22 protein-coding genes and 1 pseudogene are annotated in these 22,617 nt (G+C 59.3%); 13 read left to right on the forward strand and 10 right to left on the reverse strand.

What is annotated here, in order from left to right; all coding sequences use genetic code 11:
* The first annotated feature begins 213 nt into the window (after positions 1-213).
* The 3 genes from rpoD (at position 214) to V0R37_RS19365 (ending at position 4,369) form a co-directional block, all read left to right on the forward strand.
* On the forward strand, positions 214-2,526 hold the full coding sequence (gene rpoD, locus V0R37_RS19355) for an RNA polymerase sigma factor RpoD (protein WP_420376101.1): 2,313 nt from the start codon (positions 214-216) through the stop codon (positions 2,524-2,526).
* Positions 2,527-2,726: 200 nt separating this feature from the next.
* Positions 2,727-3,731, forward strand: coding sequence for a linear amide C-N hydrolase (locus V0R37_RS19360; protein ID WP_420376102.1), 1,005 nt, complete (start codon positions 2,727-2,729; stop codon positions 3,729-3,731).
* 89 nt (positions 3,732-3,820) lie between these two features.
* Complete coding sequence (locus V0R37_RS19365; RefSeq protein WP_420376103.1) at positions 3,821-4,369, forward strand: NADPH-dependent FMN reductase; 549 nt, start codon at positions 3,821-3,823, stop codon at positions 4,367-4,369.
* On the opposite strand, the gene V0R37_RS19370 is transcribed toward V0R37_RS19365, so the two are convergent.
* Positions 4,332-6,278 carry a sigma-54-dependent Fis family transcriptional regulator gene (locus V0R37_RS19370; protein ID WP_420376104.1) on the reverse strand — a complete coding sequence of 649 codons (1,947 nt, stop codon included), beginning with the start codon at positions 6,276-6,278 and terminating at the stop codon, positions 4,332-4,334. The two genes, V0R37_RS19365 and V0R37_RS19370, sit on opposite strands and share 38 nt — an antisense overlap.
* A 244-nt stretch (positions 6,279-6,522) precedes the next feature.
* On the opposite strand from V0R37_RS19370, the gene exaC reads away from it, so the two are divergent.
* Both exaC and V0R37_RS19380 read left to right on the forward strand, forming a co-directional pair.
* Positions 6,523-8,049 carry an acetaldehyde dehydrogenase ExaC gene (gene exaC / locus V0R37_RS19375; protein WP_420376105.1) on the forward strand — a complete coding sequence of 509 codons (1,527 nt, stop codon included), beginning with the start codon at positions 6,523-6,525 and terminating at the stop codon, positions 8,047-8,049.
* A gap of 133 nt (positions 8,050-8,182) precedes the next feature.
* Positions 8,183-8,947 (forward strand): LamB/YcsF family protein, encoded by a 765-nt coding sequence (locus tag V0R37_RS19380; RefSeq protein WP_420376106.1) that lies wholly within the window; start codon positions 8,183-8,185, stop codon positions 8,945-8,947.
* Here V0R37_RS19380 and V0R37_RS19385 read toward each other — a convergent pair.
* Complete coding sequence (locus V0R37_RS19385; RefSeq protein ID WP_420376107.1) at positions 8,942-10,108, reverse strand: benzoate/H(+) symporter BenE family transporter; 1,167 nt, start codon at positions 10,106-10,108, stop codon at positions 8,942-8,944. The two genes, V0R37_RS19380 and V0R37_RS19385, sit on opposite strands and share 6 nt — an antisense overlap.
* Before the next feature lie 227 nt (positions 10,109-10,335).
* On the opposite strand from V0R37_RS19385, the pseudogene V0R37_RS19390 reads away from it, so the two are divergent.
* Positions 10,336-10,428: pseudogene (locus tag V0R37_RS19390) on the forward strand (BrnT family toxin); the annotation flags it as partial.
* Entirely contained in the window at positions 10,412-10,684 is a 273-nt protein-coding gene (locus V0R37_RS19395; protein WP_420376108.1) for a BrnA antitoxin family protein, read from the forward strand. The pseudogene V0R37_RS19390 and the gene V0R37_RS19395, both read left to right, overlap by 17 nt.
* A gap of 2 nt (positions 10,685-10,686) precedes the next feature.
* On the opposite strand, the gene V0R37_RS19400 is transcribed toward V0R37_RS19395, so the two are convergent.
* On the reverse strand, positions 10,687-11,595 hold the full coding sequence (locus tag V0R37_RS19400; protein WP_420376109.1) for a LysR family transcriptional regulator: 909 nt from the start codon (positions 11,593-11,595) through the stop codon (positions 10,687-10,689).
* Positions 11,596-11,755: 160 nt separating this feature from the next.
* Between V0R37_RS19400 and wrbA the strand changes: the two genes are divergently transcribed.
* The 3 genes from wrbA (at position 11,756) to V0R37_RS19415 (ending at position 16,033) form a co-directional block, all read left to right on the forward strand.
* Positions 11,756-12,355 (forward strand): NAD(P)H:quinone oxidoreductase, encoded by a 600-nt coding sequence (gene wrbA, locus V0R37_RS19405; RefSeq protein ID WP_420376110.1) that lies wholly within the window; start codon positions 11,756-11,758, stop codon positions 12,353-12,355.
* 102 nt (positions 12,356-12,457) lie between these two features.
* Complete coding sequence (locus V0R37_RS19410; protein ID WP_420376111.1) at positions 12,458-13,450, forward strand: glutathione S-transferase family protein; 993 nt, start codon at positions 12,458-12,460, stop codon at positions 13,448-13,450.
* Positions 13,451-13,537: 87 nt separating this feature from the next.
* A complete protein-coding gene (locus V0R37_RS19415) occupies positions 13,538-16,033 on the forward strand; it encodes a glucose/quinate/shikimate family membrane-bound PQQ-dependent dehydrogenase (protein ID WP_420376112.1) in 2,496 nt (831 codons plus the stop codon).
* Positions 16,034-16,152: 119 nt separating this feature from the next.
* Here the strand turns inward: V0R37_RS19415 and V0R37_RS19420 are convergent, their stop codons facing one another.
* Complete coding sequence (locus V0R37_RS19420; protein WP_420376113.1) at positions 16,153-16,554, reverse strand: YkvA family protein; 402 nt, start codon at positions 16,552-16,554, stop codon at positions 16,153-16,155.
* Between the two features lie 38 nt (positions 16,555-16,592).
* The gene (locus tag V0R37_RS19425) at positions 16,593-17,111 is read right to left on the reverse strand and encodes a MarR family winged helix-turn-helix transcriptional regulator (protein WP_420376114.1); all 519 of its coding nucleotides are present in this window, start codon (positions 17,109-17,111) and stop codon (positions 16,593-16,595) included.
* 77 nt (positions 17,112-17,188) lie between these two features.
* Here V0R37_RS19425 and V0R37_RS19430 point away from each other — a divergent pair, with 77 nt between their 5' ends.
* Positions 17,189-18,061: an EamA family transporter gene (locus V0R37_RS19430; RefSeq protein WP_420376115.1), complete on the forward strand. Its 873-nt coding sequence runs from the start codon at positions 17,189-17,191 to the stop codon at positions 18,059-18,061.
* A 45-nt stretch (positions 18,062-18,106) separates the two neighbouring features.
* On the forward strand, positions 18,107-18,724 hold the full coding sequence (locus tag V0R37_RS19435) for a nitroreductase family protein (protein ID WP_420376116.1): 618 nt from the start codon (positions 18,107-18,109) through the stop codon (positions 18,722-18,724).
* Positions 18,725-19,087: 363 nt separating this feature from the next.
* Here V0R37_RS19435 and V0R37_RS19440 read toward each other — a convergent pair whose 3' ends face one another.
* Positions 19,088-19,627 (reverse strand): hypothetical protein, encoded by a 540-nt coding sequence (locus V0R37_RS19440; RefSeq protein ID WP_420376117.1) that lies wholly within the window; start codon positions 19,625-19,627, stop codon positions 19,088-19,090.
* Positions 19,628-19,835: 208 nt separating this feature from the next.
* Here V0R37_RS19440 and aqpZ point away from each other — a divergent pair, with 208 nt between their 5' ends.
* Positions 19,836-20,534: an aquaporin Z gene (gene aqpZ, locus V0R37_RS19445; protein WP_420376118.1), complete on the forward strand. Its 699-nt coding sequence runs from the start codon at positions 19,836-19,838 to the stop codon at positions 20,532-20,534.
* A gap of 68 nt (positions 20,535-20,602) precedes the next feature.
* On the opposite strand, the gene V0R37_RS19450 is transcribed toward aqpZ, so the two are convergent.
* The 4 genes from V0R37_RS19450 to V0R37_RS19465 form a co-directional block, all read right to left on the reverse strand.
* The gene (locus tag V0R37_RS19450) at positions 20,603-20,995 is read right to left on the reverse strand and encodes a hypothetical protein (RefSeq protein ID WP_420376119.1); all 393 of its coding nucleotides are present in this window, start codon (positions 20,993-20,995) and stop codon (positions 20,603-20,605) included.
* Positions 20,996-21,133: 138 nt separating this feature from the next.
* Positions 21,134-21,580 (reverse strand): PACE efflux transporter, encoded by a 447-nt coding sequence (locus tag V0R37_RS19455; RefSeq protein WP_420376120.1) that lies wholly within the window; start codon positions 21,578-21,580, stop codon positions 21,134-21,136.
* Positions 21,581-21,806: 226 nt separating this feature from the next.
* Complete coding sequence (locus tag V0R37_RS19460; RefSeq protein WP_420376121.1) at positions 21,807-22,094, reverse strand: putative quinol monooxygenase; 288 nt, start codon at positions 22,092-22,094, stop codon at positions 21,807-21,809.
* Between the two features lie 4 nt (positions 22,095-22,098).
* Positions 22,099-22,392: a hypothetical protein gene (locus V0R37_RS19465; protein WP_420376122.1), complete on the reverse strand. Its 294-nt coding sequence runs from the start codon at positions 22,390-22,392 to the stop codon at positions 22,099-22,101.
* Between the last annotated feature and the right edge of the window lie 225 nt (positions 22,393-22,617).

A 22,617-nucleotide genomic window follows, 5' to 3' on the forward strand; every position in this document is an offset into this window, starting at 1 on the left:
AAGCACGAAGAGCGTCGTAACATTTAGACTGACCGGCTAGCCCCTTTCGCCTTGCAACGACCATTAAAGCGTCAAGGATTATCTTATTTGGGCTGCATGGGTTTATATGGATGTTATCGACGCGGTATGTTGAGTCTTCACGATGAGTAAGTTCTGCCCTGCAGCACTCGCTGGCTTTGGCCATCGGGTGTTTTTGCGCCTACGGAAGCGACTATGACCCAAGTTACTGGTAAAACCCCCCCGGTGTCCGAGAAGACTGCGATAGCAACAAAAACTGTGGCGGCCAGCAAAAGTGCCGACAAGACAGCAGTAAAGGTTGGGGGAAGCGCCACCGCCCAGAAAGCGACCGCCGTCAAGGCTGCGGCCAAGAAAGCGCCGGCCAAGAAGGCTGTCGCATCCAAGACGGTCGCCAAGAAAGCGGCCCCCACGACGGCTGCCGCCGATAAGAAGCCGGTCGCGAAAACCGCTGCCAAGCCGGCGGACGGCGCCGTGGCGAAGAAGGCCGCCAAAGGCCCCGCCAAGGTGCCTACGGGGCGCCGTCCCGGCCGCCCCGCCAAGAACGCCAACAACGATTCAGCCGATTTCAACGATGACGATTCGGGCGACGCCGAGGTCATCCCCGAGCTCAAGCCCCTGCCCAAGCGCGGCAGCAAGCGCGGCAAGGGCGACAAGGACGTTCCCGCGCGCAACCAGATGACGCCCGAAGAGCAGGAAGCGCGCCGCAACCGCCTGAAGGTCCTGATCAAGCTGGGCAAGGATCGCGGCTACCTGACGTACGGCGAGATCAACGATCACCTGCCCGACGACCTGGTCGACGCCGAAGCCATCGATGGCATCATCAGCACATTCAGCGACATGGGCATCTCGGTCTACGACCAGGCTCCCGACGCCGAAACCCTGCTCATGAGCGACAATGCGCCCGTCGCATCCAGCGATGACGACGTCGAGGACGAAGCCGAAGCGGCATTGACGACGGTCGATTCCGATTTCGGCCGCACCACCGATCCCGTGCGCATGTACATGCGTGAAATGGGGACGGTCGAGCTGCTGACCCGCGAAGGCGAGATCGAAATCGCCAAGCGCATCGAAGACGGCCTGAAGCACATGGTCATGGCCATTGCCGCCTGCCCGACCACGGTCAACGAGATCCTGCAGTACGTGCAGCGCGTCCGCGATGGCGCGGCCCAGATCGATGAAGTCGTCGACGGCCTGATAGACCAGGAAGGCGAGGAATACGCCGGTGCCGGCGTTTCGGTCGACAACGACGAGAACGAAGACGGCCCGGCCGGCGGCATGAGCAGCAAGCAGCTGGAATACCTGCGCACCAAGGCGTTGAAGAAGTTCGAGGTCATCAACGAATGGTTCAGCAAGATGCGCAAGGCGTTCGAGCGCGACGGCTACCAGGCCCAGGAATACATCCAGGCTCAGGAAGCGATACTGAACGAACTGATGGGTGTGCGGTTCACGGCCAAGATGGTCGAGAAGCTGGCCGATACCCTGCGCGAGCAGGTGGCTGAAGTACGCAAGCTCGAACGTGCCGTGCTGCACGCCTGCGTGGACCGTGCCGGCATGCCGCGCGCCTACTTCATCAAGGCCTTCCCGGGCAACGAAACCAACCTGAACTGGGTGCTGGACGAAGTGGCGGCCGGCCATCCGTATTCGGAAACGCTCGAGCGCCATATTCCCGCCGTCCAGGAAATCCAGCAAAAGCTGATCGACCTGCAATCCGCCGTGGTGCTGCCGCTGAAAGACCTCAAGGACGTCAACAAGCGTATGGCCACCGGCGAGGCCAAGGCCCGCAAGGCCAAGCGCGAAATGACCGAGGCCAATCTGCGACTGGTCATTTCCATTGCCAAGAAGTACACCAACCGCGGCTTGCAGTTCCTGGATCTCATCCAGGAAGGCAATATCGGCTTGATGAAAGCGGTGGACAAGTTCGAGTATCGCCGCGGCTACAAGTTCTCCACCTACGCCACATGGTGGATACGGCAGGCCATCACGCGCTCGATCGCCGACCAGGCCCGCACCATCCGTATTCCGGTGCACATGATTGAAACGATCAATAAAATGAATCGTATCAATCGCCAGATTCTGCAGGAGACCGGCGCCGAGCCCGATCCCGCGACCCTGGCCCAGAAAATGGACATGCCCGAAGACAAGGTGCGCAAGATCCTGAAGATCGCCAAGGAACCCATTTCGATGGAAACCCCGATCGGCGACGACGATGATTCCCATCTGGGCGATTTCATCGAAGACACGGGCACCTTGTCGCCGTCCGAATGGGCCTTGCATGGCTCCATGCGCGATGTCGTCAAAGAGGTCCTGGACTCGCTCACGCCGCGTGAAGCCAAGGTTTTGCGCATGCGTTTCGGCATCGAAATGAGCACCGACCAGACCCTGGAAGAAGTCGGCAAGCAGTTCGACGTCACGCGCGAGCGTATTCGTCAGATCGAGGCCAAGGCATTGCGCAAGCTGCGCCATCCCAGCCGCGCCGACAAGCTCAAGAGCTTCCTTGAAGGGCAGTAAGCCTTAAATAGGCTAGGCGAAAAAGCGGCATGCTTCGGCATGCCGCTTTTTTTTGCGCGCGGCCTTATGTTCATAGTTTACGTATACTGCACGTAGACTGAATTCAACGCATTTCTATAATGTTTTATTTGGAAGCCTGCATGCCGCTCAGGACTCATTCGTTCACCGCTTTCTGCACCGCCGCGCTGGCATCCGCAAGCATGCTTGCCGCATCGGCACAGGCCTGCACGCGCTTTGTCTACCATGGCGCGGGCGATGAGGTCATCACAGCGCGTTCCATGGACTGGAAAACGGATGTCGGAACGAATCTGTGGGTATTTCCGCGCGGCATGCAGCGTTCCGGAGAGGCGGGGCCAAACTCGATTCAGTGGACGTCGAAATACGGCAGCGTAATAGCGTCGGGCTACGATATCTCCACCACGGATGGCTTGAACGAGGCCGGCCTGGTCGCCAATGTGCTGTGGCTCGTGGAATCCTCTTATCCGGAATACGACGGCACGACGCCCGGTCTGTCGATTGCCGCCTGGGCGCAGTATGTCCTTGATAACTTTGCCACCGTTCAGGCTGCAGTGGATGTCCTGCGCAAGCAGCCTTTCACCCTGGTAACGGACAATGTGCCTGGCGAAAAACGGCTCGCCACTTTACATCTCTCGCTTTCGGATGCTTCGGGCGACAGTGCAATTATTGAATATATCGATGGCAATCAGGTCATTCACCATAGCCGCAGCTATCAAGTCATGACCAATTCGCCGCTCTTCGAAAAACAGATTGCCATGGAGGAGTACTGGAAGCAGATTGGCGGAACCGTCATGTTGCCCGGCACGAACCGTGCCTCTGACAGGTATGCGCGCGCCATGTTTTACGTGAACGCAATTCCGAAAAGTACGAACGAAATCGAATCCATCGCCAGCGTCTTTTCGGTGATCCGCAATGTTTCCGTCCCCTATGGCCTCACTACGCCTGACCAGCCCAATATTTCTTCGACGCGCTGGCGCACGGTCGCCGACCAGAAGCGCAAACGGTATTTTTTTGAATCGGCGTTGACACCGAATGTTTTTTGGGTCGATCTGGATAAACTGGATTTTTCGGAGAAGACGGGAAAGGTCTTGACGCTTGATTTGGGTCCCAATCAGGCAAGCATCTACTCCGGCATGGCCAACGATCAATTCAAGCAGGCTGAGCCATTCAAATTTCTGGGGCTTTGAGTGTTGGCTGGTCGAGATCGGACTGGATGCCTCTTCAGCCTGATCTGGCCCGGTCTTTGTTTAGCAGTCGATTTTTTTTAAGGATTATTGTGAGCAAAGTAAAAAGCATAGCCGTCATCGTCGGCAGTTTGCGCAAGGATTCGATCAATCGCAAGGTGGCGCAGGGCTTGATCGGGCTGGCGCCCGATACCCTGTCGATGGAGATCGTCGAGATCGGGCATCTGCCCTTGTACAACCAGGATTACGACGCGGATTCCCCCGCGCCTTACACCGAATTCCGGAACGCGATAGCGGCGGTGGACGGCGTGCTGTTCGCCACGCCCGAACATAACCGGTCGATGCCCGCAGCCATGAAGAATGCCGTGGATATCGGGTCCAGGCCCTATGGCAAGAGCGTCTGGAGCGGCAAGCCCGGCGCCATCATCAGCGCGTCGCCGTCGATGCAGGGCGCGTACGGAGCAAGCCAGCACCTGCGCCAGTCGCTGACCTGCCTGAACATCTATTGCATGCCCAATCCCGAGACCTATCTTAGCCAGGCCGACAAGCTGTTCGACCCTGCCGGCGAGCTGACAGAAACGGGACAAGCCCTGCTCAAACGGTTTATGGACGCTTATGCGCAGTGGGTGGCGCGTTTCTAGAGCGAGCCAGATAGCGGTAAAGCGTGCTGCGATGCACGCCCAGTATGCCGGCGGCCTTGCTGATGTTGTGTCGGCATTCATCGAGGACGCGCTGTATGGCTTGCTCGTTGATGTCGCGCAGGGTTGCGTCGGCCGAGTCCGCGGCGAGGGATTGGATACCGTGCCTGGCTTGCGCATCGGCATCGGACATCGGCTGTACCCTGGGCGATTCGCCTACCCGGATCTCGTGGGGCAGGTCGGCGGCCTGGACCAGACTGCCGGCCGGCTTCAGGAAAAGCACATTGCGCAGCGTGCTTTGCATTTCGCGGTAATTGCCGGGCCATGCGTAGTCCGCCAGCGCATCCAGCGCGGAATCGGCCAGCGTCATGGCGCGTTCGGCGCCGCCCAGGCGAGCAAATTCCCGGCATAGAAACTGGCGCAGTCCGCCGCGCTCGCGCAGGGGCGGCAAGGTCGCCTTGTAGTCTTGAAGACGATAAAACAGATCGGCTCGGAAGGCGCCGTCCCGTATCATGGCTGCCAGATTCCGGTTGCTTGCGCTGATGACGCCGAACGAAACCGGAATACGCTTGTCCGACCCCAGCGGTTGCACCTCGCGTTCCTGCAATGCGCGCAGCAAGCGGGTCTGCAGCAGCAAAGGCATATCGCCGATCTCATCCAGGAAAAGAATGCCGCCATGGGCCTCGCGCAGACGTCCCAGCGAGCCCTCGCGCCGCGCCCCGGTGAATGCGCCCGCCTCGTAGCCGAACAATTCGGATTCAATCAGGCCCTCGGGCAGGGCGCCGCAATTGACGGCCACGAAGGGACCGCCCCTCCATTCGCTGCGTGCGTGCAGATGACGGGCGAAGATTTCTTTACCGGCTCCCGTTTCGCCTTGCAGCAAGATGGCCAGCCCCGCGCTCATGGCGCTTAGGGCGTGAGTCAGGATCTGGTCCACATCCCGGCCCAGCGCGGGTAGTTCAGCCTGCCTGTTTGCCGGGCTTGCGGCGGCAGGGCGGGCCGGACGCGGGTTGATTTGGACTAAGGGTGTTTTTCCGACCGAGGCGATGCTATTTCTGCCGTGTCGCAAGCTAGCCAGCAGCGACATGCCGGATCGGGTATGGACGGGTTTTGGCGCTTCGTCCAGTCCGGACCAGCCTTCCATCCAGGCATGGATCGAGCTGTTCAGCAGGCTCCAGTCGGTTTCCAGCAAATGCAGGGCTGCGGCGTTGGCGCCCACTATGCATTCATCTTCGAGCAGCAAAATGGCGCGCTCGGTGGAGTCCAGCAAGGACGATTGGCGCTGAAAAACCAGCTTGTGCAGGCGTGCATCGGTGTTGTCCAGCAAGCGGTTGCTGATCTGGGTGGCGCACATCTGCGCCAGTCCAAGGGCATAGGCGTGCAAGGTGGTGGCTTCGCTGGAAATATCCAGCACACCCAGGATTTCGCCGCGCGGGGAAAGGATGGGCGCCGCATGGCAACTGAGTATGCTGTTCAGTTCAAGGAAATGCTCGCGGCCGTGGACGCGTGTGGCGGCCCCGTCGATCAGCGCCGTGCCGATGGCGTTGGTTCCCCGCAGTGACTCGGCCCAACTGACTCCCGGCCGCAAGGCGACGCGCTCGGCCTTGCGCAGAAATTCGGTGCTGCCGGCTTCCTGCAGGATGACGCCGGCCGCGTCGGCCAGCAGGACGACGCTTTTGGCGCTGGCGACCAGTGCCGCCAGAGTTTCGAGTTCGGGCTGGGCCGCCTGGAGGACAGGCGCATGCTGTTCGCGGCGTGCCTGAAGGTCGGCGCGCGGCATGGGGTCGGGATCGGCATGCAGGGTCGAGTCGATGGCGGCACAGCGTTCCCATGAGCGTTGAATGGCTGCGGCCCAATGAGCGGCGGCATGTCCATGCAGGGATCGTGATACGGCGGGCGTGAGCGAGTTCATGCCGTAAGGTCTCCGGAGTGTCGCGTTATGCGCCGGGGCTGTCGCAAACCCGGTCAACGGATGTCGCGTTGTGCGACAACTGTCTGTTTGAAAAAGATTGTTCCTGTCAGCGGAGTCGCGGGAACAGTTCAACCATACTCCTTTCGCCGCGCCTTGCCTATCCGGCGCAGCGCTGGCATGCATATTGCTTTGACCGGAATACGGCTCCGTACTGCACGGCGCCTTTAATGACCAGGAGACAAGCATGGATCTGACCCAATTGAAGTACTTCGGCATTGATGTCGAATTCCCCTATAAGCGCCACTATGAAAACTATATCGGCGGCAAATGGGTGCCGCCCGTGGCGGGAAATTACTTCGACAACGTTTCGCCGATAAGCGGCGAAACATTCTGCGAAGTGCCGCGTTCGGATGCGGCCGACATCGAATTGGCGCTGGATGCCGCGCATGCCGCCCGCCGCAAGTGGGGCGAAACCTCGACCACGGAGCGCGCCAACATTTTGCTGCGCATCGCCGACAAGATGGAACAGAATCTGAAGGTGCTTGCCGTGGCGGACTCCATCGACAATGGCAAGCCGCTGCGTGAAACCATGGCGGCCGACGTGCCCCTGGCCATCGATCACCTGCGCTATTTCGCCGGTTGCATACGCGCGCAGGAAGGGGGCATCTCCGAGATCGACAACGACACCGTGGCCTATCATTTCCATGAACCCATGGGGGTGGTGGGGCAAATCATTCCATGGAATTTCCCCTTGCTGATGGCTGCATGGAAGCTTGCGCCGGCGCTGGCCGCTGGCAACTGCGTCGTGCTCAAGCCGGCCGAACAGACCCCCGCATCCATACTGGTGCTGGCGGAGCTGATCGGCGACCTGCTGCCGCCGGGCGTGCTGAATATCGTGAACGGTTTCGGCAAAGAGGCCGGCCAGGCGCTGGCAAGCAGCGATCGCATCGCCAAGCTGGCCTTCACGGGCTCCACGCCCACCGGCAAGCATATCCTGCATGCCGCGGCCGACAACCTCATTCCCACCACCGTCGAGCTGGGTGGCAAGAGTCCCAATATTTTCTTTGCCGACGTCATGGATCACGACGATGCATTTTTCGACAAGGCTTTGGAAGGGCTGGCGATGTTTTCGCTGAACCAGGGCGAAGTATGTACCTGCCCATCGCGCGTACTCATACAAGAGTCGATATACGACAAGTTCATCGAACGGGCGGTCAAGCGTGTCGAGGCGATCAAGACAGGCCATCCGCTGGATAGCAAGACGATGGTGGGAGCCCAGGTATCGCAGGTGCAAATGGACAAGATACTGTCCTACATCGATATCGGACGGCAGGAGGGAGCGCAATGCCTGACCGGAGGCGCGCGCAATGCGCCGGGCGAAGGCCTGGATGGCGGATTCTATGTGAAGCCCACGCTCTTGTTCGGCAATAACAGCATGCGCGTATTCCAGGAGGAAATCTTCGGTCCCGTGGCATCGGTCATGACCTTCAAGGATGAAGAGCACGCCCTGGAACTGGCCAACGACACCTTCTATGGCCTGGGCGCCGGCGTATGGACGCGCGACGGTACGCGCGCCTATCGCATGGGCCGCGGGATCCAGGCGGGCAGAGTATGGACCAACTGCTATAACCTGTATCCCGCTCATGCCGCTTTCGGCGGCTACAAGAAGTCGGGCATAGGCCGCGAAAACCACAAGATGGCCTTGTCGGCATACCAGCAAACGAAGTGCCTTCTGGTCAGCTATAGTCCGAACGCACTGGGCTTCTTCTAAACCGCAAGGGCGCGCTAGCCTCGGCGAGCGCGGGCCCGGAGCTTCGATCGGTCATGGTCGGCGCTCCGGGCCTTTGTTTTTGCTTTATCATCGATAAACGACAGTAACGGTCATACGCGTACGGAGGCGACTCATGGCTTGGTCCATCGATTTGAACTGTGACATGGGCGAGAGCTTTGGCGCCTGGAAAATGGGCCAGGATGAAGAGATCCTTCCCTATGTGACCTCGGCCAATATCGCTTGCGGCTTTCATGCCGGAGACCCCGCAACCATGCGCAAGACCGTCGCCGCGGCCATCCGGCACGGCGTGGCGCTGGGCGCGCATCCGGGCTTGCCCGATCTGGCCGGTTTCGGCCGCCGCAATATGGATATCAGTCCCGAGCACGCCTACGACATCGTGGTGGTGCAGGTGGGCGCCTTGGCCGGCGTGGCCGCCAGCCAGGGCGGCCGGCTTCGTCACGTAAAAGCCCATGGCGCGCTGTACAACATGGCCGCCGGGAACGCCGAGCTGGCGGCCGCCATCGCTCAGGCGGTGCATGATGTGGACCCATCGCTGGTGCTTTATGCGCTGGCCTCAAGCGTGCAGGTCGACGCGGCCCGGAGTGCGGGGCTGACCGTGGCGCAGGAAGTGTTCGCCGACCGTACCTACCAAAGCGACGGCTCGCTGACGCCGCGCAAGCAGCCCAATGCCATGATCGAAGACCCCGATGCGTCCATACGCCAGGTGCTGCGCATGATCAAGGATGGGAAGGTCGGTACCGTTCAGGGCGCGGACATCGATGTCGATGCCGACACCTTGTGCATCCATGGCGATCAGCCCGGAGCCGTGGTATTTGCCAAGGCCATACGCAAGGCGCTCGAGGCTGAAGGGATCACGGTCGGTTTCGGCAAGTCATGAGGCCTGGCTGCGGCGCCGCGCTATTGCGTGGACGCACAGTCCAAACACAAGGCCCCAGAAGGCGCTGCCTATACCCATGAAGGCCATGCCCGAAGCCGTGCATATGAAGGTAACCAGCGCGGCTTCGCGGCCATGCTCATCGGCCAGCGCGCCGGCCAGGCTGCCGCCTATGGTGCCCAGCAAGGCCAGGCCGGCGATCGCCGCGACCAGCTCGGTCGGGAAGGCGGCGAACAGGCCCACCACCGTCGCGCCGAAGACGCCCGTGAACAAATAGAAAACACCGGCCCAGACCGAGGCCAGATAGCGTCGGGAGGGATCGGGGTCGGCGTCTTTGCTCATGCAGATGGCGGCGGTAATGGCGGCAAGGTTGAAGGAGAAGCCGCCGAAGGGTCCCAGGATCAAGCCGGCGGCGCCGGTCCAGCCTATCAGCGGTGAGGCGGGCGTCTCGTAGCCATTGGCCCGCAGCACGGCCAGCCCCGGCACGTTCTGCGATGTCATGGTCACAATGAACAGGGGAATGCCCACGCCGATCAGGGCCGATACCGAGAAATCGGGCGGCATCAGCAAGGGCGTTGCCGGCGTCCAACTCAAGGCTTCTAGGTGGATCAGGCCCAGCGAGCCGGCGGACAGCATGCCCACCGCCAGCGACAAGGGAACGGTGTAGCGCGGCAGCCAGGCCCGGCCCAACAGGAAGGCAATGAACATCAGGCCCACCATCAGCCATTGGGTCTGCATGGCGGTAAACAGATCCATGCCGAAACGTATCAGTATGCCGGCCAGCATGGCGGCGGCGATATGCCGGGGCACATACTGCATGATCTTCTGGAACCAGCCCGTAATGCCGCTGATCGTGATCAGCAGAGACGAAAACAGAAACACGCCGATGGCCTGACTCATGGTCAGGCCCGATAGGCTGGTGACCAACAACGCCGCGCCCGGTGTGGACCAGGCGGTCAGAATCGGGCTGCGGTAACGCAAGGACAGGCCTATGCAGCTGGCTCCCATGCCTATGCCCAGCGCCCACATCCATGAGTTCAGTTCGGCGGGCGTGGCGCCCGCGGCGCTGGCCGCCTGGAAGATAATCGCCACCGAACTGGTATAGCCAACCAGCACGGCGATGAAGCCGGCGGAAATATGCGAAATCTTGAACCAGTTGCCCACAGATGCCCGACCCTTATTATTTGAATTGTCAGTGAAGACGTGAAGGTGGCTATGCTAGCACTGTTGGCTGTTACCGCTAGTACGGTCTCGGGCGCCGCGTTGTAATACGAATAGGCGATCTGTGGGCAGTGCCTTAGAGCGTTTGATTTTCACATCTCTTGTATTTATTGATTCTTCATATTTTTGTAACTACAATAAATAGAGCCATGAAAATCACATTCGATCCGGTAGTATTTACGCAGCGTAGCGGTTCCATGCATATCATTAGCATGCGTAAAGCAAACAGCAGAGAGGTGCGAAATTATGTCCGGCAAACATAAACTGACTGTCCCCGGCAGATTGGAGGATGCCGCGATAGATACGGGTATTGCAGCCGACCCGGATACTTATGAGTTGACCGAAGCCGAATTCGGGAAGTTGAGAAAGGTGGGGCGGCCGCGCCTTTCATCTCCAAAAGTGGCATTAACAGTACGTTATGACGCTGATATCATTGCGGCGTTCAAGTCGGGAGGCGAGGGCTGGCAAACACGCATGAACAATGCGCTGCGAGACTGGCTGCGTACGCACCGAGCCTGACGTCAGATGCCCTGGCCATTCTCCAGCACTTCCGTGAACGTCTCGATGAATGCCTTGCTGCGAGCGGGCAGCAGGCGCCGGCCGGGCGTTGCGCACCATACGGTCATGGTGGGTAGCTGCCAATCGGGCAATATGCGCGTAAGAAGGCCTTGCTCCACCAAAGGGCTTGCATAGCGTTCGGACAAGCCTACTATACCCATGCCCTCCACGGCCAGCGTGCGCTGCAGTCCCAGTGAATTTGCCGACACGGTGCTGTCCGGGAAGCCTTCCCTGTGCTCGTTTCCGCGGGACAGCCTCCACGGCTGCGGTTCGCCGTTGCTGGTTATCAGCACCAGCCCCGCATGACGGAGCAGGTCTGAAGGGTCGGTCGGGGTGCCGCGCCCGGCCAGATAGCCTGGGCTTGCATACAGGCCGTTGTGCAGTGTCGTAAGCTTTCTGGCAACCAGCGTGCTGTCGTCGGGCAACTGGTTGGCAATGCGGATGGCAACGTCGAAACGTTCGGCGATAAGGTCCACGCGCCGCGATGACAGATCCAATTCGAGCCGGACCTGCGGGTATGTTTTCGCAAACCGGGTCAGGAAGGGTACGAGTTCCAGTTCATGGAATTCGGGTGGCAGCGATACCCTTAAGGTGCCCTGCGGCGTTTCCTGTTGATGCAGGGCCAGCGCGGCGGCGGCTTCGGTTTCATCCACCAGTCGCTTGGCATGCTTGAGCATGCTTTCCCCGAATTCGGTAATTGCCAGCCTGCGTGTGCTGCGTGTCAGCAGGCGCTGGCCCAGCAGGCTTTCAAGTGCGGTAATGCGCCGCGACAAAGTGGACCTGGGAAGCCCGGTACGCTCGGACGCGCGCGAGAAACTGCCCGCTTCGACGATGCGGGCAAACAGGATGAGGTCGTTGGCATTCAAGCTCATATTCCGCTTTATTGTTCCATAATTGGAATTATTATATCCACCGTTGACCCTTCTAGTCTGATTTTCATTCTAATAGAATAGGTAAGCGCTAGGCCCCGTACTACCTTCGATGGAGCCGGAAGCGATTCAACAACCTTTAATCACGACTGGAATTATTCAAATGGCAAAAGTACTGGTTCTTTATTATTCGGCGTATGGGCACATAGAAACGATGGCCAAGGCGGTGGCCGAAGGCGCGCGCGGCACGGGCGCCACGGTCGATATCAAGCGCGTTCCGGAGCTGGTCCCCGAGGCGGTCGCCAAGGCGTCCCATTACAAGCTGGATCAGGAAGCGCCCATTGCCAAAATCGAAGAGCTCGAACAGTACGATGCCATCATTGTTGGAACCGGTACGCGCTTTGGCCGCATGTCGTCGCAGATGGCTAATTTTCTGGACCAGGCCGGCGGCCTTTGGGCGCGCGGCGCGCTGAACGGTAAAGTGGGTGGCGCCTTTACATCGACCGCCACGCAGCACGGCGGCCAGGAAGTCACCTTGTTCTCCATCCTGACCAACCTGATGCACTTCGGCCTGATCACCGTCGGCTTGCCATACAGTTTCCAGGGCCAGATGACCCTGGACGAAATAACCGGCGGAAGCCCCTACGGCGCCACCACCCTGACCGGCGGCGACGGTTCGCGCCAGCCTTCGGAAAACGAATTGGCGGGCGCGCGCTTCCAGGGCGAGCATATCGCCCAGGTGGCCAACAAGCTGTTCGGCTAATCCCGCGTCGGGCCCTGGCGGCCCGCGCTCCATGGCTCCACGGCCTTGCTATTATGCAAATGCATGGCAGGGCGGAGCGCTTAATCGATCGGGAGAAACATCATGGGTCTGTTGGTGGACGGAAAGTGGACCGATCAGTGGTACGACACCTCGAGCACGGGGGGCAATTTCGTGCGTAGCGATACGCAGTTCCGCAATTGGATTACCCCCGATGGCGCTCCCGGTCCCAGTGGCCACGGCGGTTTTCCCGCTCAGGCAGGGCGTTATCATTTGTATGTATCGCTGGCCTGTCCATGGGCGCATCGCACCTTGATCTTTCGCGCCCTGAAAGGCCTGGAAGACATGATAGGAGTCTCGACGGTCCATCCCTATATGGGTGAAAACGGCTGGACGTTCGAGCCCGCGCCTGGTGTCGTGTCCGATCCATACGGCCAGGCCGATTATCTGTACGAAGTTTATCTGCGGGCCCGGCCAGACTACACCGGCCGCGTAACCGTGCCTGTGTTGTGGGATTCTCACCAGAATGCCATCGTGAACAATGAATCATCCGAAATCATCCGGATGTTCAATTCCGCCTTCGACGGACTGGGCGCCAGGCCCGGCGATTATGCGCCGGCCGATATGCTTGCGCGCATCGATGCCATCAACGCACACGTTTATGAAACGATCAACAATGGGGTATACAAGGCCGGCTTTGCGACAGACCAGGGGGTTTACGAGCGCGAGGTCCGTAAGCTGTTCGACTCGATGGATGGGCTTGAGTCCCTGCTTGCCGGTCAACGCTATTTGCTCGGTCAGCGCATCAGCGAAGCGGACTGGCGCCTGTTCACGACGCTGATTCGCTTTGATGCCGTGTATCACGGCCACTTCAAATGCAATCTTGGAAGGCTGGTCGATTACCCCAACTTGTGGGCGTATACACGCGAACTTTATCAATGGCCGGGCGTTGCCGCCACGCTGAACCTTCAGCACATCAAGCAGCATTACTATTGCAGCCATCGCACTATTAATCCCAATGGCATCGTGCCGGCGGGACCGGTGCTGAATCTTGACGACCCGCATGGGCGCGGACACTTGCCCGCCATAACAGCCTGAGTTGCGCAGGCGCGCCTGATTGCAGGCATTGAATTTGCTGCTGAATCATATCCACTTAGCTTTCATCCAGCTTAACGAGGAATGATCATGCCTAGCACGCAACGAAGCGCCGCCCTGATTGCAGCCGTATGCCTTAACGGGCTCTTTGGAATCGCCTTGCTGATAGGCGGCATATGGCTCGCGGCCCTTGGCGGCTCATGGTATTACTTGCTGTCGGGAGCCGTCCTGATTGCAATCGCCATCATGCTGGCAAAGCGTATACCTGAAGCGCTTTGGCTTTATGCCTTGCTTGTCGTGGCCACGGTGGCGTGGGCCTTGTGGGAAGCGGGCCTGGACTGGTGGCCCCTGGCCGCGCGCGGCGATGTGCTCTTTCTGCTCGGCCTGTTTCTATTGACGCCATGGGTTACGCGGTCTCTCGTTCGCCGCAAGCGGGCCAATCATGAAGCACAGATGCAGCATGAGGCGGCGGCGCGGCGCGCCGCCTGGCCCTTGGTGCTGTCCCTGGGATTGTTCCTGCTTGTCGCGATTGCCTCGTGGTTTGTGGACCCGCATAAGATCGAAGGCGAGCTGCCCGCCGCGCGTGCGCAGCTTGCCGCCGATGCCGAAGGTGTTCCAGCGGGCGAGTGGCATGCCTATGGGCGCACAGGCCATGGCCAGCGTTATTCGCCTTTGACGCAGATCACGCCACAGAATGTCGGCAGGCTGGAAGAGGTCTGGCATTACGAGACGGGCGATGTACGGGGCCGGCCGGGCGACCCGGTGGAAACCACGTTCGAGGTGACACCGCTGAAAATCGGCAACCGGCTTTTCTTCTGCACGCCGCATCAGTCGGTGATTGCGCTGGATGCGACCACAGGCAAGGAAGTCTGGCGATACGATCCCCAAATACGCGGCAAACTGGCCTTGCAGCATTTGACCTGCCGCGGTCTTTCCTACCATCCGGCGCAAGCCGGCGGGGCGGCGCCATCCACGCCGCGGCCGGCGACTCCGGCGGCCGGCGCCGCAGCGGGGCCGGATATCGGCCTGCCCGTTGCGGCGCAAGCCGGACCGGCCGTCGATCATTGTGCGGCCAAGCTCTTCATGCCGACAGCCGATGGACGCATCATTGCGCTTGATCCCGAGAGCGGCTCGGTCTGCCGGGATTTCGGAGGCGGGACGGGGCAGATAAACTTGTGGCGCAACATGCCCAATGTCAATCCGGGCGGATATTATTCAACCTCGCCTGTGGTCGTGACCAAATCCCTGCTCATCGTCGGCGGGACAGTGCTGGATAACGTCTCGACGAAGGAAACGTCCGGCGTAATACGCGCTTTCGACGTCAATACCGGCGAGCTGGTATGGAACTGGGACTCCGGCAATCCGGATGACACCGCCCCGATCGGCGAGGGGGAAACATACACCGCGAATTCTCCCAATAGCTGGTCGATTTCCAGTGTGGACGAAGCCCTGGGCATGGTCTATGTGCCGTTGGGCAATCAACCTCCCGATCAATGGGGCGCGGAGCGCAGTCCGGCGGTTGAACGCTATTCGTCCTCGGTGGTGGCGTTGGATCTGGACACCGGGCGCGTGCGTTGGGTATTCCAGACGGTGCATCACGATCTGTGGGATTACGATGTGCCGGCGCAGCCCAGTCTGATTGACCTGACTGTCGGCGGGAAAACAGTGCACGCGCTGGTGCAGCCCACCAAGCAGGGCGAGCTCTATGTGCTTGACCGCCTTACCGGAAAGCCCGTGCTGCCCGTTACCGAGGCGCCGGCTCCGCAAGGCGCGACGCAGGGAGAGCGCCTGGCGCCCACGCAACCCGTTTCCGCCTTGTCGTACGATCCGCCGCCATTGACGGGAGCCGACATGTGGGGCGCGACCATGTTCGATCAATTGGCCTGCCGCATCGAGCTCGGGACACTGCGCTATGAAGGCCGTTATACGCCGCCGTCGATCCAGGGCACCTTGGTGTATCCGGGAAATTTCGGTGTATTCAACTGGGGCGGCATCGCCGTCGATCCGCAGCGCCAGGTGGCCTTTACGACACCGACCTATCTGGCTTTCATATCGCGTCTGGTGCCGCGGGCGGACGATAAAACCTTGTATGTGCAGGGCGGAAGCCGTCCGCAAGACAGCCTGCCGGCCTTGAACGAAAACTTCGGCGCCCCCTATGCAGTGCAGCTTAGCGCCTTCACCTCCGCGCTTGGCCTGCCTTGCCAGGAACCGCCCTGGGGATATGTGGCTGGAGCGGATCTGACCAACGGGAAGATAGCCTGGAAGCACAAGAATGGAACCGTCATCGACAGTTCGCCTCTGCCCTTGCCCTTCAAGATGGGCGTGCCCAATCTGGGCGGACCCATCATCACCGCGGGGGGAGTGGCCTTCCTGTCGGGCACGCTGGATTACTATGTACGCGCCTATGATCTCAGCAACGGAAAACAGCTGTGGCAGAGCAGGCTTCCGGCGGGGGGGCAGGCCACGCCCATGACTTACACCGGCGCCGATGGGCGGCAATTCTTGCTGGTCGTGGCGGGCGGTCATGGCTCCCTGGGCACCAAGGCGGGCGACGATGTCATCGCCTATGCTTTGCCCAAGGAGTAGGGAAGGAGGGGAAGGGTTCCAAGGCTTTCTTGGCAGTTCTTGACCAGGGAACCTCGAGACCGCGTGTTTATTGGGCGCTCAGAGATTGCCCTAGGGTTATCCCTGGGCTTATGCACAGTTTATGTGGATAAGTAGGGCAGCCATGCATAGCGCCACAGCGCCCAGCAGGCGGCGGCCCACATCCCGACCACGAACAGGATGCCCCAATTGCTTCGTGGTCCGCGTCCCTCGCGTTCCAACCACTCGGCGGCTTTGGCGCGGCACTCGGTCAGCACGCGTTCGGGCACCAGCTTGATTGCCAGGTAAATAAGGACAGGCAGGATGATGACATCGTCCAGATAGCCCAGAACCGGTATGAAGTCCGGGATCAGATCAATAGGGCTCAGCGCATAGGCGACGATGATCGCGCAAAGCGCCTTGGCCAGCAGGGGAGTGCCTGGATGCTTGCAAGCGAACCAAAGCGTTACGCCATCGCGCTTGATGCGGCGCGCCCACGAGCGGATCCGTTCAGAAATGTTCATGCCGATCCAGTCCAGCGCGTCGCGGGCCTTTGGCCGTTCTAAGAAATACTGTCATCGGGACCCTCCAATGTCGATAGCAGCTCCGATAGATGATGGTCCAGCCCGGCCAGTGTGGTGGGCGGCAGCAAGCCCAGGATGTTGCGTTCATTTTCGATATGCGCCTTCACGGCGCGATCAATCAGCTTCAGTCCGGCTGGCGTCAACTGCACCAGCATGCTGCGCGCGTCCTTGCTATTGGGCACCCGTTGCACCAATCCGTTGGCCTCAAGCCGTTGAAGCCGATGCGTCATGGTGCCGGACGTTACCATCAGAGACGAAAACAATGCTGTTGGCGCCAGGCAATACGGCTTTCCAGACCGCCGCAGCGTCGCCAGGACGTCAAACTCCCAGCCCGTCATACCGAACTTCGCAAACGTATCGTCCAGCCGACGCTGAAGCAGCGCGGCGCAACGTTTGATGCGTCCTATCGGACCCATGGGGCTGGCATCCAGATCAGGGCGTTCCTGTCGCCATTGCTCAAGAATGGTGTCTACCGCGTCGGGCTGTCGCTTTCGCATGGTGTATTCCTATTTGTCTTGACTTCAAGATAGTTTGCATTCACACTTCAATTTTATCTTGAATTGAAGATAGTTTCATGGCAAGGCATCCTTCTTACATCGCGTGGGGCGACATCCTATTGACCGCTTTGGCGCCCATTATCTGGGGGTCCACCTATATTGTCACCTCGGAACTGCTGCCCCCTGATCGTCCCTTCACGGCGGCTTTTATCCGAGTGTTTCCCGCAGGCCTGCTGTTGGTTCTTTTGATCAGGCGCTGTCCGGCCCGGACGGAGTGGAGGCGTCTGCTTGCGCTTGCCGCGTTGAACATCGGCGTCTTCCAGGCCCTGCTCTTTGTGGCGGCCTATCGCTTGCCCGGCGGTCTGGCGGCCGTGGTGGGGGCTGTCCAGCCGTTGCTCGTGATGGCGCTGGCCTGGAGCGTGGAACGGCGCGCTCCTGCGCTGTTGGTCGTGTGGGCCAGCGTTCTTGGTGTTTTCGGCATGGCGGTTCTGCTGCTATCGCCCGCCACGGTCTGGGAGCCGGTGGGCATTGCAGCGGCGCTGGCAGCTGCGGCGAGTATGGCCGCCGGCACTTACCTCACACGTCGCTGGAAGATGGGCATGCCGATATTGGCGCTGACAGGTTGGCAACTGCTGGCTGGAGGCCTGATGTTGGCGCCGGTGGCCTTGCTGGCGGATGCGCCGCTTCGGGTCTTGTCTGGACTGCAAGTAATGGCGTATTCCTATCTATGCATCGCCGGTGCGTTGCTGGCTTACGCGCTGTGGTTCCGGGGAGTCGCCCGGTTATCGCCTGTGGCGGCGTCATCGCTGGGGTTGTTGAGCCCCCTGACTGCCGTGATACTCGGATGGACTTTGTTGGGGCAGTCCATGCGGGGAACATCCCTGGCGGGCCTGCTTATGGTGCTCGCCAGCGTACTGACGGTTCAGTGGGCGATGGCCCGGTCCAAGTGATGGCGCGCCATCGGCATTTTTCAACTGCTTCCATGGAGTGTTCCCATGCCTAATCCGATTCAACGCGCGATCGAATCGCGTGTTTCCGTTAACTACTACGACCCTGACCGCACACTGTCCGACGACGTAATCCAGTCGCTGGTTGCCCAGGCCACGCGCGCGCCTTCGGCCTACAACTTTCAGAACTGGCGGTTCATTGCCGTGCGTTCCGCGCAGGCCAAGGCGCGCCTGAAGGCCGTGGCATATGGCCAGCAGAAAGTCGCCGATGCATCGGTGGCATTCATAATCTGCGGCACCTTGGCGGCGCACGAGAAATTGGCGCGCGTCCTCGAGCCTTCGGTGGAGGCCGGCATCATGGACCGGCAAGCGGCGGATAACTGGAAAGCACAGGCGGTTCGCGCACACGCCGCCAATCCTGGCCTGCAGCGCGACGAAGCGATACGCTCGGCTTCGCTGGCGGCCATGACCCTGATGCTGGCCGCCGAAGGCATGGGTCTGGCGTCGGGGGCGATGATAGGATTCGACATGGACAGGTTGGCGCAGGAGTTTGATCTGACAGCCGCCGACGTCCCCGCCATCGTGGTCACCGTAGGATATCCAACGGCCGGAAATTGGCCCCAGAAACCTCGGAAACCGGTAACCGAGGTTCTGGAACTGGTTTGACCGAAGCGATCAATCCCGCACAATCTGTGGGTATCGGCCGGACGAGCTGGTAAAGAAGCAGAATGCGCGTATGCTATGCCATGCGCCTTGCATACACCACACGTTATTCGGGGAGTACACACCATGGCAAAAGGCCAAGTTCGCGGCAATAAAGAAGCCAAGAAACCTAAACAGCCGCCCAAACCGGCTGTTCCAGTGTCGCCATTCGGCACCGGATCTTCAAAAGGAGGCGCTTCGCAATCGGACCCCAAGCGAAAATAGTCTGTGCCGTGAAGGGCCATGCCCATGTTCCGTTGACCGCTTAAAGGCCTATGGAAACGGGCTGGCATCTTAAGGCGCCGGGGGGCCTGCTTTGCGAAGCCGCTATTGATCGTTGCGAGGCCCTTCGGATTTATCCAGTTTTGCGGGTGTGTCATCCTTGGGTTTCAGGGCTGAAGAGTGCGCTCCTTGCGGATTTGGGTTGCCATTGAACTGCGTTGCTTTGCGCCCTTGGGATTCCTGCCGGTTCATCCGTTGACTGGCACCTTCTGACTCCTTGATGGGAGACTTCAATCCCAACTCGGAGCGCGGGTCCTTTTTGATCCCGCTTTCCGCTTGTTCCTTGCTCATTGGGCTATCTTCTTCAAGGGCGCGCGCTTTGGGCCCCTTGATGCCGGGATAGCTTTGCGTCCGGCCTTGGCTGGGCTGCCCCGGATCCTGCTGTCCGGGCTCATCCTGGCGGGCGTGCCCCGGCGTGTTGTGAGCCGGGTTGGCATGGCCGGGGTTTTTCTTGCTAGGTTTGCCGGGTTCGTCTATCCCCGACCGATACTGCCCGGGACTGGCGGGCTCTTTCAGGCGAGGGTCGATCTCGTTGCCTTGCTCCGGATCCTGCGAAGGAGTTTTGGGCTTCTGATCTTGTGTCATGGCATATCTCCGGGGTAAGTGTCCTTGCATCGGGGCCGGCCGCGTTCAAGCGGTATGTGCCGGTACGAGGCAAGTTGCGTGCCCACGGTCCCTGTTGTGCCGGAAGGGGGCGGATAATAGCTTGACACTTGTTTGCGTTTACCCAGTGGTGGTTGTCGACGTTTGTCTATAGACTCATGTGCATCGAAAACACTAACAGGACAATGTCATGTCTTTGGCAAGGCGGTGCGCCGCAGAATCGCTGGGCACTTTTTGGTTGGTATTTGGAGGCTGCGGAAGCGCCTTGTTTGCGGCGGCATATCCCGAATTGGGTATTGGCTTTGCAGGTGTGGCGCTGGCCTTCGGCTTAACGTTGCTGACCATGTGCTACGCCATTGGGCAGGTTTCCGGTTGCCACATTAATCCGGCAGTCACGCTCGGGCTGGTTGCGGGCGGGCGTTTTCCGGCCCGTGAGCTAGTGCCTTATGTCGTAGCGCAAGTGGTAGGCGGCATCTTGGCCGGCGCGGTGCTTTATTTAATCGCAACCGGCAAAGCAGGATTTGATCCGGTCAGCGGGTTTGCTTCAAATGGCTATGGGGAACACTCACCCGACAACTACAGCCTTACCGCTGCGTTGATAGCGGAGATTGTCCTTACGGCCTTCTTTCTATTCATCATTATGGGTGCTACTCACAAGGGTGGCCATGCCGGCTTGGCAGGAGTTGCCATTGGCCTCTCGCTTACCTTGATACACCTTATAAGCATACCTATTACAAACACTTCGGTTAACCCTGCGCGGTCTACGGGTGTGGCCCTGTTCCAGGGAACTTGGGCGATCGAACAACTCTGGTTATTTTGGCTGGCTCCCTTGGTGGGAGGAGTTGTCGGTGCGATTATCTATCGATTCCTGCACCCGGATCGCGACTGAGCATAGCCATAAGCAATTTACCGCCTCCGGGCGGTTTTTTATTGTGAATGGCATGCATAGCCCTCCCGTCACTCATCCGTTCGATCAGATTTCTTGGCGGCCAGGCGAAGACGTTCGGTAAATTGCCGCTCTCTGTCGGCGAGTTCACGGTGGAGGCTGGTCCTTATGGATTCCAAGTCTTTGGCGTCAATGTCGAGCGCCTTGGCCATTTCGTCATATGCCTCTTGGCGTCCCCGTTGGCGGGCCGCCTCGATTGGATCGCTGTCTTTTACTCGGTTTGCAAGGGCGTTCGCTTCATCGGCTTTTTCTTGGGTATGCGCAGCTCTGTCCTTGGTGCGAGCAACCATATTTTTTAACTTACCGCCCACTATATTCGCGATTTCCTTTACTAATGCTTCGATTTGCGGCTGCAACAGGACGAGCAGCCATTTGAGGACGGCTGGAGGGATCGGGAGAGCCATGATTGTTCCCACTTTGTATTGAGATAAACCTTATAGCGCAATTGAAGAGCAAGTTGAAGCGTCCTTGTCGTCGCGTGTGAGCGGTCTTTGCTTGTTACGACGAAAATCACGTGTTCGGAGCTTCCGCTCGCTTGCTTGTCATGCGGGGCCCTCTTCTTGTGGCGAATGCCGGGGAAGAGTGAACACTTTGTCAAAAATCAAAGTGAAGACGAAGGTATAAATTAGAAAGAACAGAAGCAAGGCCAGTTCCATTTTGAAAGCCTTCCAGGGCCCGACGTCGTACCAAAGCATGTAAATCGGCAGGCAAATCAGGATGAGTCCGCCTTCAAAACCACTGGCATGCAAACTACGTACCCAAAAGGTTCGAGCTTTAATGCTATTTCTTTGCTCCCACGACTCAAACGCAGCGTTATATAGGTAGTTCCAGACAACGGCAGCGACCGATACCATGACTGCAACGGGCATTGAACCTTTGGCGTCTGTTCCGCTTAGCGCCATTAAAAATAAAGTGGAAAGAATGATGGCGATGATTTCAAAGACTGACACGTAAACAACGCGTCTTTTAATCGGGCTTAATGTAAACACCTGAAACTCCGTCGAGCATGCAAGCTCTTGTGCAATTTAAGAGCCGGCCCGTCCCGGTAGTTTAGATAAGGTCCACGCAGTGCCACGGTTTCCGCCTGCCAGCGACTTTGTACTTAGAGGCGTGATGTTTGTCAAACGGAGAGCCATTGCGCCAACCCGTCGGACCTTTGGTATTGGATGCTCCGCGAACGGACTCGACGTGATGAGGCGATAATGCGAGCGGTGATCATTCGAATAAATCCATCAGCAGAAATGTTCCATTCTTGCGCTGATGAGAGTTAATAAGAGGGACAAGCCGCTTGAAATGCTCGGATGCACAGTGGGCATCCAGTGCTGCGCGGTCCGGCCACTCTTCGACAAACACGAAGTGGCCAGGATCTTTCTGGTCGACGAACAAGTCGTATGAGATGCAGAGCGGCTCCTTCTTGGTCTTCTCGACCAGTTCGCGATATAGAAGGACAACCTCTGCCAGTCTGTCCGGGCGGATAAAGTCCTGGGCGATCACTTTGAGCATGGCGTTATTTCTCCACCCTAACTTCAAACCACGCTTCCGTCTCGCCCATCTCCCGGAATCCGTCATTTCGAGCTCGCGCAACTGCCGTAATCCATTGCTTGGCCAGCGCGATATCTTCAGCAATCATTTCCGTTTCCGCTGTGTCTTCGGCGGCTTGCCATGCGCGGCGCGCAATCAGAACGGCATCAGGGCCGCCCAGGGCGCGCTCCAGTGTTCGTCGGAACCGATCTTCGGCATCGCGCCTGGCGCGTTCGGTGATATCTGCGGGGGCGTCTTGAAGGGATATGGTGTATGTCATGGATGTGCCCTAGGGTTACTGTTTATTTGTACAGCGTTTTTAGCACAAAAAAGCCCGCACTGGCGGGCTGAAATGCTGCGGATGGACGGGCACGTCAAGTTTTCCCTCATCCATCGAAACCATACAAATTTGGGCTCTCCATCATAAGCGGGGGACAAGCGGCATTCATTAAACTTGTTTTTGCGAAGAACGAGCTTAATGGAGCGAATGCCGATGTCCCCAGTC

The sequence above is a fragment of the Pollutimonas rozaliensis genome, assembly GCF_048751585.1.
GTDB lineage: Bacteria > Pseudomonadota > Gammaproteobacteria > Burkholderiales > Burkholderiaceae_B.